This window comes from Bradyrhizobium sp. USDA 4506, assembly GCF_054058795.1.
This window is the reverse complement of record NZ_JBSSBM010000001.1, coordinates 141691-157206: the sequence shown is the minus strand read 5'-3', so window position 1 is coordinate 157206 and position 15516 is coordinate 141691. Positions and strand designations below refer to the sequence as shown.

The following is a 15516-nucleotide window of genomic DNA, read 5'->3' as shown; positions in this document are numbered from 1 at the left end:
GTCGACGATACGATGTCACCATTGGCAAGTGCTGGGTTGCGTACGTATAGCTGGGGAGAATTCACTATGTCGATCGAGACCCTTTCAGTGCGGGAAAGGAACAACCTTGTTCGACGCTTGCGGAGACAATCCACTGTACCAGCTGGCGATTCCGGGCAACGCACCGCGTCGGTGAATGGTAATATCACCCGCGCTCAATCTGACATATGGCTTGCCAGCAAGATCAATCCCGATGTGCCCTTGTGGTGGCTTCCGACGATTTGCAATATATTCGTCCCGATAGACGTGGGGATGTTTCGGATCTGTCTCCGGACGCTTGCGCAGTCGCGGGAAGCGCTACGTAGTCACGTGCAAGAGAAGCACGGCGCAACGCGACTGGAGTGCTCAGACACGTTGGCGCCCGAAATCGATTTCATAGATTTTTCTACCGCTGCCGATGCAACTCGCGAATTCCAAGCGTGGTTGCAGGCCCGCAAAAGCGGGCCGCCAGAGCCAACGGTACGTTTGTTCGACACTGCGCTGCTTAAGCTCAGTGATGCGCACTACGTGTGGTTTCTCAACGTGCACCACCTCGTGGCGGATGGATGGTCATTGCAGCTATTGATCGCGGACATGGCGGATGCGTATGGCCAGGCAGCTGGAGGTGTAGAGCAGATCGTTGTGCGTCCTCGCCCACGTTATGATGATCTCGCCGGTTTGACCAAATCCGATTCAGAACGTCGCAACATGGCATATTGGGAGCGAGTGGGTCGGGACGAATATACGGCGTTCAACTTCTTCGGCGGCGAATCTCCGACTTTCTCTCGAGCTGCTGCTGTTCGGCGTGTCAGCCAAGACCTTCCTCATGACGTAGTGCAACTCGCGCGGCGTTGGATCGACGATCGTTCGACTGAGTGTCGTGTTCGATTCTCCATTCTTGACGCCGCTTTGAGTGCGTTGGGCATTTATCTAAGCAAAGCTGGAGGATGCGAGAGAGTATCCGTCGGAGTGCCCTTGCACAACCGAACAGCGCGCGGGATGCGTGAGGTAATCGGTCCTTTTGCGGACGTCTATCCAGTTCGATTCTCTTTGACGCCAGATGATAATGCAGAGGCAGTACTGCAACGCGTGCGCCTAGCTCTCGAAGAAACCTATGCTCACGTGCCATCTCCAATCCCCCGCACGCCTGACAGTCGCCTATACGATTGTGAGCTGAACTACATCTCGTACGAGCCTGTCTCGTTTTGCGGCAAACCGGCGCAACTCGAGACCGTTCATCCCGGTCATTCAGTTCAGCCGCTGGTAATCCAAATAATTGCGCATCGGAGTATCGGGCAGTTCACGCTAAATCTTGATTGTCGTGTGGATTATTTTAGCGAAAGCCAGCAAATGGAGATACTTCAGTGTCTCACCCGCATTGTCGCTTCGTTACTAGAGAGTCCTAAGGCACCTATTGGATCTTACGACATCGTCAGCTCCTCTCAGCAAGCGCAAATTCGCGCCTGGAACGATACTCAGCGTTCTTCTGAATCGTATCGCCCAGTGACGGCCGATATCGATGTTTGGTCGGAGACCTCTCCGCAGAACGTCGCGCTGCAGACCGATGGCGAGGCGGTCACCTATTTTGAGCTGCGCCGCCGGAGTGACGCGATTGTGGAGGCGCTAAAACGAGAAGGCGTAGCACCCCAGGAGATCGTTGGGGTGTGTTTCGAACGATCCGTCGAAATGGTGATTAGCATCGTTGCGGTTCTTAAGGCCGGTGCCGCCTATCTGCCACTGGATCCGAGCCTGCCGACTGACCGCCTCAAGTACATGGTGGAGGATGCTGGCGCGCGAATTGTGCTAACGACGCGAACGCTGCGCGAGGCTGTAGGGGAAATTGCGCCAGAGCAGATCCGGGTGGTGGATCATTGGTGGGCGGGAGAGGAATGCTCGACGCCGTCGCAGGCGATTGATCCGAAGCAGGGTGCTTATCTTATCTACACGTCAGGCTCCACGGGACAGCCCAAAGGCGTGCTCGTAGAACATGCAGGACTCTTCAACCGGCTGGACTGGATGCGAAGACAATATTCGCTGGGGCCCGAGGATTGCTTTCTGCAAAAGACGCCGTTTGGGTTCGATGTCTCGGTGTGGGAGCTGCTACTGCCGTTAATGTGCGGCGCCCGGATGGTGATTGCGAAGCCAGGTGGGCACCGCGATCCCCAGTATCTCGCGCAGACGATTGAACAGTATGGTGTCACGGCCCTGCATTTTGTGCCTCCAATGCTGCGTGAGTTCCTCAAGTCGAATGGCGTCCATGCATTTCCGGCGCTTAGGCACGTGTTCTGCAGCGGAGATGTGCTCGCAGCAGAGACGATGGCGCATTTTCAAGCCGCGTTCGGCTCTTCGGTTCGCTTACATAACCTCTATGGCCCGACAGAGGCGAGCATTGATGTAACGGCTTGGGAGTGCACTCCTTTAGGCGGCGGAACCTCCGTTCCCATCGGAAGGCCAATTGACAACACGTGCACGTACATTCTCGATCAATCGATGAGCCTACTCCCGGTCGGTATTATCGGGGAGCTTTATCTGGGGGGGATCGGTTTGGCGCGTGGTTACCTTAGGAAACCCGCGCTCACCGCTGCCAGTTTTCTGCCGAACCCGTTTAGTGGCAACGGTGATCGGCTCTATCGCACCGGGGATCTAGCGCGCTACCTTCCGGACGGAAACATCGAATTTGTCGGTAGGAGAGATCATCAAGTTAAGGTGCGTGGCAATCGCATCGAACTAAGTGAAATCGAGCAAGCGCTTGTTGCACATCCGTCGGTCCGGCAGGTCGTTGTTCTAGCGCGCCGGGACGAAGTGCAGGATCAATGCATCTGGGCCTATGTCGTCAAGGATGAGGGTAACGATACGTCCGCTGCGACACTCAAGCACTACATACGGACGAGGCTGCCAGACTACATGTTGCCGGCACAATATGCATTTCTATCTGAGATTCCTTTGACGCATAATGGGAAAGTCGACAGGAAGGCGCTACTTGGTCTTTCCGCATCGGGCACACCTGAGGAAAAGGCAGCCTATGAAGCGCCCGTAACGGCGACAGAGACCTTTCTATGTTATGCATGGGAGCAGGTTCTCGGCCGTCGGCCAATTGGGATAACAGAGAACTTCTTCGACATTGGAGGGCATTCTCTACTAGTTAATGATGTGTTTGCGCGAATCCAGGACAGGTATGGATCGGCGCTTTCATTCGCAGAATTGTTTCAGAATCCAAGGATTGCGCAACTTGCGGCGCTCATTGAACAGCGATCAGGTCCATCTGATCCAAGCGAAGCGTTCGAGATTCGGCCTGTCTCCAGACAGCTGCCGATGCCGCTTTCCCAAACGCAGGAGCGCTTCTGGTATCTGAGCCAATTTGAAGACGTGCGTGCGCTCTACAACATGACCAGCACGATTCTGCTGCGCGGAAAGGTAGACGCGAGCGCATTGCGCGAGGCCGTTCGCTTTATTCAAGTTAAGCACGAGATTCTTCGGGCCAATTTTCTTATGGAGGATGGTCGCCAAAGAGTCGCTATTAGCGAGAAGCCGCGCTGCGACCTGGAAGTGATCGCACGTTCTCTCGAAAATAATGAGGCGCTGGAGGAAAACGCTGCGAGGAACCTTGCGCAAAGCTTATCCGAACGAGCGTTCGATCTGGCGACGGATCCGCTCCTTCGCTGCGTCTTGATCCATACCATCGACGGAAAGTCGCTCCTGGTGATTTCCACCCATCACATCGTCGCGGATGGCTGGTCGATGATGATACTCTTTCGAGATTTGGTGGAGGCCTACAACTCAATCGTCCGACAAAGCGTACCAACCGCACCCGCAAAGCCGTCTTTGCAGTACCTCGACTTCGCTCACTGGCAGGCTCGTTGGATGGGCTCATCAGAGGCGGTTGCCGAGCGAGACTACTGGAAGAAGCGGCTCGCCGGTGTCGAGATCGCCGAGTTCCCGCGTGATAAACCGCGGCCGCCGATTCAGACGCATCGTGGGGCGATCCTCGAGTTTTCGATCCCGGCAGACGTTATCGACGGACTACGGCAGACTGCGGAAATCTGCGGAGCCAGCCTTTTCACTGTCTTCGTGACGGCGCTAATCGTTCTGCTGTCAAAATATACCGGAAAGCGGGACGTAACCCTCGGAACGGTTGTTTCGGGCAGGCACTCTAAGACCTTAGAGTCAATGGTTGGCCCCCTTGTTAACACCCTGGTTGTTCGCAGCACGTGGAGTTTCGGCACCAATGTTGGCGAACTAGTGCGTTCAGTTAAACGGGATGTGCTCGAAGCCTTTGCCAGTCAGTCATTGCCATTTGAGAAAGTAGTTGAGGCGTGTGGGATACGGCCGGACAGCGCACGCACTCCGCTTTTCCAGACCATGTTTGCTTATCAGGACATACAAAATGAACTGATACAGGTCGACAATGTAAGCGCTGAGTTCTTGCACCCCGAGCAGCGAATTGCATTATTCGACATGACTTTCCAAATATTCCCGGACGAGCGGCACTTCTCGGGAAACATGATCTACAATTCCGATTTATTTGATGAGGCTACAGCTCTCCAAATAAGGAATAGTTGGCTGAATATTCTGGACGCGCTGGGAGCGTCGAGCGAATCAAGCGTTGATCAAATAGACATTGTTGAGAAGCCATTCGTCGAGGCTGCCACCATTAATGGCAGCAATGTAGAGCAGGGCCGGGCGGATTATCGCGATCCTGTAGCTATGTTCCGTGAGGCGACAGCCCTCTATCCGCGTGCGCTTTCAATTGTGCACGGTGAGGAGAAGCTTACATATTCAGATCTGAATGAGCGCTCGGACCGATTAGCGTCACATCTGTTGGCAGTGCTGGGTACTCGCCCCGGTGACAGGGTCGCAATATGTTGCGAGCGATCCATCGGATTCATGGTGGCTGTTCTAGGTGTTCTCAAAGCGGGCGCTGTGTATGTGCCTGTCGATCCGTCTCTTCCCGAAGAGCGCATTAGCTATATCTTGTCTGATTCAAGCTCGGCCGCTGTGATTGCTGTCTCCAAATACGAACAAAGAGTGAGCAGCGGAGGAGTGCCTATCGTAAATTTGGATGCACTTGATTTGGAGTCGTCAATTGTCGATTGTAAGATGCTGCCATTGCCAGCTTCACCCGACGACCTTTGCTATATCGTTTACACGTCTGGATCGACGGGGTATCCGAAGGGAGTGATGGTCTCGCATGGTGGACTCGCGAATCTTATCGCGTGGTTTCAAGGTGCGTTCGACATTACGCAGGCTGACATTGCAACCCAGGTTCTCTCGGCTTCGTTTGATGGCTTCGTTTTGGAGACATGGCCGTACCTCACAAAGGGAGGTTGCATTCACATCGTTGGTCGTGAAGTTCTTCTCGATCGGGAAAACTTTAGGGACTATTTGTCGGCCAATCGAGTATCTATCGCGTTCCTGCCGACAGCACTCGTTAGCCATTTTATGGCGCTTCCATGGAAGCAGCCGCATTTCCTGCGTGCGATTCTCACGGGAGGAGACCGACTCATCCTTACAGGTGCGGAGAGAGCCGATATCCCGCTCTTTAATCTCTATGGTCCCACCGAAGGTACAGTTGTTGCCACCTACGGGCGTGTTGCGCCCGGCCGAGGGTCGCCTTCGATAGGCCGCCCGATTGCCAACACTGAAATCTATATTCTCGACGAAGAGCTAAGGCGAGTTCCTGCCGGGGCTCTCGGAGAGATTTATATCGGCGGTGCAGGCGTAGCTAGAGGTTACGCTGGTAGAGCCGCATTGACTGCCGCGTCGTTCATTCCAAATCCCTTTGTTACAACTCCCGGAGCAAGGATTTACAGAACTGGAGATATTGCTCGACACGCTGAGGATGGTTCGATCGCCTTCGTCTCTCGGCGAGACGACCAGATCAGCATTAACGGATACAGGGTCGAGATTCAGGAAATTGAGAGTCGCATAGCGATGTTGCGCGAGGTGCGACAGATCCTGGTGTTGTACCGCCACGCGGGTTCCTCCCAGGGGCAATTGGTCGGATTCTATAGTTGCCACGATGGCGAGCAAATAGCTCCGTCGTCCGTCATATCCTTTGCTGCTGAATTCCTTCCCGACTACATGGTACCACGTAAGCTCGTTTGCCTGCCTGAGTTGCCGCTTACTGCGAGCGGCAAGTACGACGTAACCTCGCTTATGAAGCAATTGGACGAAATTCGAAACGAATCGAGTTCAGTGCAACCTCCGTTCACCGATGACGAGCTGTTACTCGCGACAATGTGGGAAGAGGTACTTAGTGTCAGCCATGTCGGCGTTCATGACGACTTCTACCTCCTTGGCGGAACGTCGATGTCGCTCATCGCTTTGCAGAACAAAGTCAAGAGCCGTACGGGGCTGCACCTGCCCCTTCCGGCTTTGATGAGAGCAACCACGATTAGGCAGCAAGCGCTGTTGTGGAAGGATTCTAGAGCGAAAAGCAGCGCGGCCTCATCTCTCGTTCTTCTCAGTGATGAAGGTGACCGTGGAACGCCAATCGTCCTCGTACATCCACCCGGGGGTGACGTTGCCTGCTATCGGGAATTAGCCGCGCTGTTAGGTGTGGACCGGAAAATCTGGGCAATCCAGGACGTTAGGCAATACAGCACAAACATCGTCGCGCTCCGAACTGAGGAGTGGATCGATATGTACGCGTCCGAAGTTGCGCGTCAGTTTAATGGCCCGATCGTACTTGCGGGTTGGTCGGGCGGAGGTCTGCTGTGCTGTGAATTAGCGTCAAAGCTAAGAGCGATGGGGCGAATCGTTCGCGCCATAGTCCTGCTGGATAGCCGCATCCCCATCGGACTCGCTACCGGTGACAAGATTGAAACAGAGATTCATTATGGGACGGCATTGGCTCTCAGCATTCTCTCTGGACGCGAAGTCGAAGTGCGCTCGAAAGATGTTGTCGCCGCGATGTCAGCTTCCAAAAGACTTGAGTACGTCGCGATGCAACTGCAAAAGGCGAAGCTCACAGTAGCCGACAGCGCCGATGATATGGCACGAAAACTGATCGACCTTTTGCGAGAGCATGTTGTCGCGATTTATGGGTTGTCCCACGGGCCGATCGAGGGGCCTGTTATTCACCTCAAAACGCTCGATCTATTGGACCCGGATATCAGCGATGACGGCCAGCAAGAGCTTTGGATACGTCGAGTGTCGGGTAACTATCGTGAAATACCAGTTTCCGGCAACCATCTGACGATGTTGCGACGGCCGAATGTAGGTCAGGTAGCGGAGAGCATCTTAACGGCGCTCGCCACCGCGGAAAATCAACCGTGAGTCAGCTTTGTCAATGCCGAGTATCATTGCGTGAGCGATCCACAACAGCGGCCGTATTTAATTGGGCTTTGATGAGAGTTAGAACAATGACGTGCAAGGTTACAGAGAAGGTTTCTGAAAGGGGCGAGTTCGACTCCAGCGAACGTCCGTCAGCGGACGTCCAATCAGTGGTGGCCCATGCGATATGATGATGAACAGGCTGATGCGCGCATTTACACTGTTGTGGTCAACGGGGAGGACCAGTATTCGATCTGGACATCGGATAGGCCGATCCCTGCGGGTTGGAAGGAAGTCGGACGGCAAGGTACAAAAAAGGCCTGTCTTGAGTTTATCGAGCAAGTGTGGACCGATATGCGACCGCTCAGCTTGCGCCGCTCCTCAGAAATGTCCCTAGCTTCAAAGAGCTCTGGTTAGCTGTGTCGAGCAAAAGCGTTTCACCGCGGGGCGACTTCTCAGTGTTGGACCGACGCAAGTCAGAGTCGAGCGCTCACCTCGCGCGACTGCACCTGTCCTGAGATAATGGAGAAGCAAACCTAATGCCTGTTGGTATCGAAGCAATAAGCTCGTACGCGGGGTGCGCTTACGTTGACATTGAAGAACTGTTTGTTCATCGCGGGTTAAATGTCGCCCGAATGCAAAACCTGATGATGAGCCGGAAGTCGATCCAGCTTCCGTTCGAAGACGCAATAACCAACGGTGTTAATGCGGCATGGCCGATACTCGAACAGCTTAGCCCCACTGAGCGGTCGTCAATAAACTTGGTAATTGCCGCAACCGAGTCGGGAGTGGATTTCGGCAAGTCCATCAGCAGTTATATCCATGCTGCTTTGGAGTTGAGTTCTGAGTGCCGCTACTTTGAGGTGAAGCAGGCATGTTATGGCGGTACCGCAGGTCTTCAAATGGCGATAAATGCGATCGCAGCAGATCCGTCTCCTACTTCGAAGGCGCTCGTAATTGCAACGGACGCGGCGCGCCCTCAGGAGAAAGCGAGCTACGCAGAGCCAACACAGGGGACCGGCGCGGTCGCCCTGCTCGTGAGCCGGTCGCCAAAGGTCATGACGTTTGATTGCGGCGCCAGTGGATACTGCAGCTATGAGGTAATGGATGCGTTTCGACCTACGGCTGAAATTGAGACTGGCGACCCTGATCTGTCGCTAATGTCCTATATGGACTGTTTAACCCGCTCAGTTTCCAGCTATGGACGAAAGGTTCCAGACTGCGATTATCGTAGGTCCTTCGATAGCCTCGTGTTTCACACGCCCTATGCTGGAATGGTGGCTGCATGTCACAGAACTCTGATGAGAGCTTTATACCGCTGCGAGATGAACACTATAGCGGATGACTTTGGGCGACGAGTTAGGCCGTCGGTTGAATACGCTATACAGGTCGGAAATACATATTCCGCTTCGTTGTACATGGCACTGCTAAGCTTGCTCGAAAACTCTCCCACAAGCGGTCCCCATCGCGTCGGCATGTTCTCCTATGGCTCTGGTTGTTCTTCTGAATTTTTTAGCGGTACCCTCACGATTCCTGATCGAGACTCTTCACGTCCCAGATTAGGTGCACTCATCGAAAGTCGTCACAAGTTTTCGATGCAACAATACGATGAAGTCTTGAAAGACTGCCGGGGTCTGCGCTTTGGTTCAGAGAACGTCGACGTACCAGACAAGGGGTACATCGACATGTTTCGTTCGGGCACTCCACGGCCGCGGCGTTTGCGACTGGCATCTGTGCGCAATTTCCATCGCAAGTATACCTGGGACTAGTTGGCTGGACGAAGACGGCGTACGTGGGAGGTTGGGATGCTCGGAAGCGGATCGTGGATTCAGTCAGTCGGGCGTAGCGGGACGCCCGACATGAGACTTGTTTGTTTTCCGTATGCGGGCGGCAGTTCGGGTGCATTTAAAGGATGGGCTGCGCACTTAGACAATGTCGAAGTGCTTGCAGTGCAGCTCCCTGGACGAAGTGAGCGGATCGGTGAGCCAGCGTGCACTCGCATGGACGTCGTGCTCCAGCAACTCAAGTCGGAACTAGCGTACTCACACAGCTTACCTACTGTATACTATGGTCATAGTATGGGGGCCGTCATCGCATTCGAACTCGCGCTGATCGTTGATGCTAGCGTGCGACCGACTGCACTTGTCCTTTCTGGACGTACGGCGCCGTCGTCCGAGCGCCCCCGACAGATGCATGATCTACCGCAACACGAGCTTTTCAGCTCGGTAAGAAAGTTTGGAGGCATGCCGGACGCTGTGTTCGAGTCAGCCGATCTTATGCAGATGTTAGAGACGGTTTTGCGAGCTGACTTCAAACTACTGGAGACGTGGAAGGAGTCAGCAGGGCGACGTATTGATATCCCGCTCCTTTGCGCAGCCGGATCAGCGGATTTGGTCGCGTGTGTCAATGATGTAGGCCGCTGGCGGCAGCATGCAGCGGCGGACTTTCAGTTGCGTGTCTTCGACGGCGATCACTTCTTTATCCAAAAATCAGAAATCGAGTTCGTACGTCACTTGAATCGCGACCTTCAATACCTACGAGAGCGTCGCCAGCGCGAAATGAAAGCAGGCGAACAGCGTCACGTCGCCATCCAAGCGAACCATATCTACCAGGGGAGCTGAGATCGTGAGTGACGGCTGGAAGGACTTAGACCGGACAAGGCAGACTGTTCAACTTCTGGGAAAGGCCGGTCGTACGAAGCGTTATCGACTCTAATGCAACATCAGCTGAACTCCCTGTATTGGGGCAACCGATTAACGCGCACGGAGCACCCTTGTTTTGCGGTCTCGACCTCCTCGACGGATCTTCCTTACGCAACGCGTTCGCGGCGCGGGTAGCTTGGCTTGATCACTTGGCACTCTTCCATCCATCGAGCCTTGAGCTAGATGTGTACGAATTGCCTGCCCAAGCATTAGGGGCGGAAAGCGTTTCTCACACTACGTTCCACGCGGATGGAGCGTCTTTAGCGCGAACCGTCGGGCGCGCCCTTGCGAACGGCGTTTTGTGGCCTGCGACGAAAATGCCGCCGCGCGTCACGCAGAGCCTCGCTGACCACCTGTCCTGACGAGCTACAAAGGAGCACACCAATCATGTACGAAAATTCTGGCGCAACAACCGCATTTTCAAACTTCATTGAAGTAGTTGCGCATCAGGCCTCAAAAAATCCCGACAAAGTCGCGTTCCGCTTTTTGAGCGAGAGATTGGAAGTTGCCGGCGGCCTCACCTTTGCCGAGTTAGATGCGCGGGCTCGAGCGATCGCCGCTTCGTTGCAACAGCAGTTCATGCCGGGTGATCGGGTGCTTATCGCGTTTCCTTCCAGCCTAGAGTTCCTGTGCGCCTTGTGCGGCTGCTTCTATGCCGGGATGATCGGCGTGCCGATCAACTTACCTGGCAAACGACAGAGTCGAGCCAGCCAAGCGGCGCGCGTCGTCGAAGATTCGGAATGCGTCTGCGTATTGACTCGAAGCGACAAGCTCCAACTGCTTAAAGAGTGGTGTCTCTCGATAAGTGTCAGGCCAATGCCGCTCATTGCCACGGATTTGATTGAGGCGGCTGCGTGCGCAGAGTTCAACTCATACTACGCGAGCCCGGATACGGTGGCGTTCCTGCAATACACGTCCGGGTCGACCGGTACACCGAGGGGTGTTGTAATCAGCCATAATAACTTAGTTCACAATCAAGAACTAATGCGGAAGGCGTTTGCACATGACGAGACAACTCGAATCGCATCGTGGTTGCCCGTTTACCACGACATGGGACTAGTCGCGTCGTTGCTTCACACGGTATATATCGGTGGGGATCTTATCCTGATGGCTCCGCCGACGTTCCTGCAGAAGCCATTAACCTGGTTGCAGTCGATCTCAACGTTTAAGGCGACTACTACGTTCGCGCCAAACTTTGCCTACGAGCTATGTTGTGATCGGATCTCTCCCGAGCAGGTTCGTACGCTCGATCTAAGCAGCCTTACCCTTGCTGTTAACGGCGCGGAGCCAGTGAGACCCAGTACACTGGCAAGGTTTACGCGCCACTTTGAACAGGCGGGGTTCAGATCAAAAGCGCATTGTCCAGCCTATGGTTTGGCCGAATCTACGGTTTGGGTTTCGTCCGCGGTTAGCGGGCAGGAACCAAAAATGGCCTGCGTCAATGCGGCCGCCCTCAAGAATCATCGCGTTCAAGTTGAGGACAACCGCACGGTTGCCACCGATATTGTGAGTGTAGGGCCGTTGAACACCGATCAATGTGTCCGCATTGTTGATCCGCAGACGCAGCGCACGTGCGCACACGATCGCGTCGGCGAGATCTGGATCAGAGGCGGGAGCGTTACAAAAGGGTATTGGAAAGCATCGCCTGCGTCGGAGAAGGAGGGTGACTTTCTTCGAACAGGCGATTTAGGATTTGTGCTCGATAACGAGCTCTATATTACCGGCCGTATAAAAGACGTCATCATCATCAATGGGCTCAATTACTACCCCCAAGATATCGAACGGACCGTACAGGACGCACACCCGGCTCTGAGCCTAGGTCGAGGTGCGGCATTCACCATTGAAACCGGCGCCGGCGAGCGACTTGTGGTCGCTCAGGAGGTTAAGCGCTCGTCGATGGCAAGCCTAGATTTTGCAGAGATACGCCGTGCGGTATCCCTGGCTGTGGCCGAGAATGAACAACCACCGATATTCGGGTTCTTTCTCCTTGAGCCGCTCACGCTTCCAGTCACGACCAGCGGAAAAATCAGGCGTCGAAATACGCGCGACGCCTTGTTGAGTGGGTCTCTGACGTCTCTGTTCAGCTGGTGCTTGCCTGCGCTAGAAGCCGCTTTTGCGAGGCCGGACGCGACCGATCTCTCTCAGCCAACTCGCCCACTGCCAAACCGGACCATTGAAGCGGCGCCGGTAGCCGAATGGATCATTGGTTGGATCACTGAGAATCTACAAGTTCGCGCAGAAGAGGTCGATACGCACACCGCATTTGCCGAGCTGGGAATGGACTCTGTGAGGACGATCGAATTCGTGACGGCGATGAGCGAACATTTTGGCGTTAAATTTGAACCCACACTGCCCTGGAGCGCGCCAACCATCGAACAACTCGCTTCCGAGGCCTGCAAATATTCTCTCCTCGAGCGCTTGTCCGGAACATGACCCTATCGCATAGCATGGAGTTCGGAAGTCCTAGTCAATCTGCGATCCGCGCCGAGGCGCTTGGAAGCGCGCAGTTTCGTGCAGACTATGGCCTCAAGTACGCGTACCTCGCGGGGGCGATGTACAAGGGGATCGCGTCCGTCGATCTCGTGGTTGCGTTGGGACGTGCTGGCTTTATGGGCTATCTAGGAACCGGAGGCTTATCGTTAGTCGAGGTCGAGGCGGCTCTTCGGAACATACAATCCATACTTAAGGTTGGAGAGCCCTACGGCGCAAACCTGCTATTCAATCCGGACGTCCCCGCCTTGTTAGAGCGCACGGTAGATCTATATCTGGACTGTCAGGTGCGCCACATTGAGGCGGCAGCTTTCGTCGAAATTGTGCCTGCACTAGTCCGTTATCGTTTGCATGAAATTTCGCGGGAGCGGGATGGCGCGGTTCGCACGCCTAATCGCGTACTGGCCAAGGTCTCGCGCCCAGAAGTTGCCGCTCAGTTTATGAAACCAGCACCAGAACCGTTCGTACGTCAATTGCTAGAAGCGGGCATACTCAACACCACGCAGGCTGAACTCAGCCAACGTGTCCCGATGGCGGACGACGTCTGCGTCGAAGCGGATTCTGGTGGCCACACGGATCAAGGGATGGCGTACGCACTACTGCCCGCCATCTTGTTTCTCCGCGATAAGATCATGCAAGGCACAAACTACGAAAGGATGGTCCGTGTGGGGGCTGCTGGGGGCATTGGTACGCCGCACGCGGCCGCCGCGGCCTTTGCGATGGGTGCAGAGTTTGTCCTCACAGGCTCGATAAATCAATGCACGGTCGAAGCCCGCACGAGCGAGGTCGTGAAGCAACTGCTGCAAGGGATGAACGTGCAGGATACAACCTATGCTCCTGCCGGAGACATGTTTGAAGCTGGATCAAAGGTACAAGTTCTGCGTAAGGGCCGCTTCTTTGCGGCACGCGCCAACAAGCTATATGAGCTTTATCAGCGCTACGATTGTCTTGAGGATATTGATGCTGAAATGCGGCAACACATCGAGACGAAAATATTTGGTCGATCATTCGACGCCGTCTGGTGCGAGACCGCTGCCTATTATGCAACGGCTAATCCCGCGAAGCTTCTAGACGCGGAGCGCCATCCGAAACGGAAGATGGCATTGATTTTCAAATGGTATTTCATACACAGCATGCGCTTGGCATTGCGCGGCGCGACGGAGCAGTCGGCGGACTTTCAAATTCACTGTAGTCCCGCACTCGGTGCATTCAATCAATGGGTTAAGGGGACGCACTTGGAAAGTTGGCGCAATCGTTATGTCGCGGAAGTCGCGGCTGTCCTTATGAACGAAGCGGCTGCATTGCTCACTCATCGTCTGTGCAACTGGGTAGGGCGATAATGTGCAAAGCGTCCGCAGCAAACGTGAAACCCCACACCCGCGTCAGAGCCGTGGCTACCGAGAATAGCGACGACTCTATATCGAGCATACATGGAGAGGAGCTAATCTGTGACAAGTGAAGAGATCTTCAATATCATCACACGTAGCACCTATGAAGTTCTTCCAGAGTTGCGCAGTCATACGTTGTCGCGCAACGACAGTTTTGCAAATCTCGGCGCCAATTCGATGGATCGCGCCGAAATCATTGCAATTGTACTTGAAGAATTGGCCTTGCGCATCCAGCGATCTGAACTGTTTGGGCCACAGAATATTGGCGAACTCGCGGATTTGCTGAATGCAAAACTTGGTCAATCCTGAGTTCATAATCAGCGGCGTTGGTGTTTTGACGCCAATCGGCGTAGGACGAACGCAATTCGCTGATGGCTTAATCAGTGGTCGTAGTTCCTTCGGTGTGATGCGGAGGTCCGGACGGCAACGAGGCACGGAATTTCTAGGAGCCGAGCTTCCCGATCTAGCTTGCCCTAAAGTTTTGCCGGAGAAGCTTTGGAGGAGCGCCACGCTCTCGGCTCAAGCCGCGCTGGTGGCGCTATGCGAGGCTTGGCAGGATGCTAATTTAGCTGCGGTAGATAGCCAGCGAATAGGACTAGTTGTCGGAGGTTCAAACTTCCAACAACGTCAGATCGTACAACTTCAAGATGCGTATCGAGAGCGTTTTGATTTTGTCAGGCCAAACTATGCCCTGAATTTCATGGATACCGACTTATGTGGAGTCTGCACCGAAGGGCTCAACATTCGAGGGCTTGCTTATACCATCGGCGGCGCGTCGGCGAGCGGCCATCTTGCGATTATACAAGCACTGCAGGCAGTGCAAACCGGTCAGGTAGACGTCTGCATTGCGGTCGGCGCGCTTATGGATCTCTCATACTGGGAGCTCCAGGCGCTTCGCTTCAGTGGCGCCATGGGCTCGGATCGCTTTGCAAAGAATCCGTCGCTGGCTTGCCGACCGTTCGACAGCGAACGTGATGGTTTCATCTTCAGTGAGTGCTGTGCGGCCGTTGTGGTCGAACGCGCCGACGGCATCAAGCGAGAGAATGTAAATCCTTATGCTGCGTTTCGCGCTTGGGCTACAGCATTCGACGGAAATCGCAACCCGGATCCTTCGTTGGATGGTGAGATCGCAGCGCTTCAGCGAGTGCTCGCGGATGGCGGCTTGACACCAAGGGACATAGACTATGTCAATCCGCACGGCAGCGGATCGATAGTTGGCGACGCGATCGAACTTGACGCCATCCGCGCATGTGGGCTCGACCATGCGTACATCAACACGACCAAATCGCTTACGGGGCATGGATTAAGCGCCGCCGGGGCGACCGAAATCGTTGCCACAGTGCTGCAAATGCGGGCGGGTATGCTGCACCCATCGCGCAATCTCTCGCAGCCGATTGACCCAACCTTGAACTGGGTCGGTGAAAATGCGGTTCCTCATCCTATAAATCGCGCCGTGAACATTAGTCTTGGCTTCGGCGGCATAAACACAGCGATATGTCTACAGCGTTGCAGTTCCAAGAATGAGCAATAACTACAAAAACGCAAGTGTAGCGCAGAGTATTGGGTATCGCTGTCTGGATGGCATATCTGGCTGGAGCAACTGGAGCATCTTCGCCAGCTCACCCGCTTACCCCGGTACGTGA

At 54.6% G+C, this 15516-nt stretch carries 8 protein-coding genes; all 8 read left to right on the top strand.

The genetic code is table 11. The annotated features are described in order from the left end of the window. The first annotated feature begins 12 nt into the window (after positions 1 to 12). The 8 genes from ACVIHF_RS00755 to ACVIHF_RS00720 all read left to right on the top strand — a co-directional run bounded on the left by ACVIHF_RS00755 (position 13) and on the right by ACVIHF_RS00720 (position 15404). Positions 13 to 7296: an amino acid adenylation domain-containing protein gene (locus ACVIHF_RS00755; RefSeq protein WP_456791451.1), complete on the top strand. Its 7284-nt coding sequence runs from the start codon at positions 13 to 15 to the stop codon at positions 7294 to 7296. 177 nt (positions 7297 to 7473) lie between these two features. Then, entirely contained in the window at positions 7474 to 7710 is a 237-nt protein-coding gene (locus tag ACVIHF_RS00750; protein ID WP_253610485.1) for an MbtH family protein, read from the top strand. Between the two features lie 122 nt (positions 7711 to 7832). Then, complete coding sequence (locus tag ACVIHF_RS00745; RefSeq protein WP_456791450.1) at positions 7833 to 9062, top strand: hydroxymethylglutaryl-CoA synthase family protein; 1230 nt, start codon at positions 7833 to 7835, stop codon at positions 9060 to 9062. Between the two features lie 36 nt (positions 9063 to 9098). After that, entirely contained in the window at positions 9099 to 9914 is an 816-nt protein-coding gene (locus ACVIHF_RS00740) for a thioesterase II family protein (RefSeq protein WP_456791449.1), read from the top strand. 468 nt (positions 9915 to 10382) lie between these two features. Next, on the top strand, positions 10383 to 12428 hold the full coding sequence (locus ACVIHF_RS00735) for an AMP-binding protein (protein WP_253610482.1): 2046 nt from the start codon (positions 10383 to 10385) through the stop codon (positions 12426 to 12428). After that, positions 12425 to 13825, top strand: a complete 1401-nt coding sequence (locus ACVIHF_RS00730) for a PfaD family polyunsaturated fatty acid/polyketide biosynthesis protein (protein WP_456791448.1) — start codon at positions 12425 to 12427, stop codon at positions 13823 to 13825. The genes ACVIHF_RS00735 and ACVIHF_RS00730 overlap by 4 nt, the downstream gene beginning before the upstream one ends. A gap of 108 nt (positions 13826 to 13933) precedes the next feature. Next, the gene (locus tag ACVIHF_RS00725; protein WP_253610480.1) at positions 13934 to 14182 is read left to right on the top strand and encodes an acyl carrier protein; all 249 of its coding nucleotides are present in this window, start codon (positions 13934 to 13936) and stop codon (positions 14180 to 14182) included. Continuing rightward, the gene (locus ACVIHF_RS00720; RefSeq protein ID WP_253610479.1) at positions 14160 to 15404 is read left to right on the top strand and encodes a beta-ketoacyl synthase N-terminal-like domain-containing protein; all 1245 of its coding nucleotides are present in this window, start codon (positions 14160 to 14162) and stop codon (positions 15402 to 15404) included. The genes ACVIHF_RS00725 and ACVIHF_RS00720 overlap by 23 nt, the downstream gene beginning before the upstream one ends. The last annotated feature ends 112 nt before the right edge of the window (positions 15405 to 15516 follow it).

Coding starts and splice junctions, on each gene's coding strand:
- ACVIHF_RS00745 (WP_456791450.1), top strand. CDS start 7,833: ATGCCTGTTGGTATCGAAGCAATAAGCTCGTACGCGGGGTGCGCTTAC.
- ACVIHF_RS00750 (WP_253610485.1), top strand. CDS start 7,474: ATGCGATATGATGATGAACAGGCTGATGCGCGCATTTACACTGTTGTG.
- ACVIHF_RS00755 (WP_456791451.1), top strand. CDS start 13: ATGTCACCATTGGCAAGTGCTGGGTTGCGTACGTATAGCTGGGGAGAA.
- ACVIHF_RS00735 (WP_253610482.1), top strand. CDS start 10,383: ATGTACGAAAATTCTGGCGCAACAACCGCATTTTCAAACTTCATTGAA.
- ACVIHF_RS00720 (WP_253610479.1), top strand. CDS start 14,160: ATGCAAAACTTGGTCAATCCTGAGTTCATAATCAGCGGCGTTGGTGTT.
- ACVIHF_RS00740 (WP_456791449.1), top strand. CDS start 9,099: ATGCTCGGAAGCGGATCGTGGATTCAGTCAGTCGGGCGTAGCGGGACG.
- ACVIHF_RS00730 (WP_456791448.1), top strand. CDS start 12,425: ATGACCCTATCGCATAGCATGGAGTTCGGAAGTCCTAGTCAATCTGCG.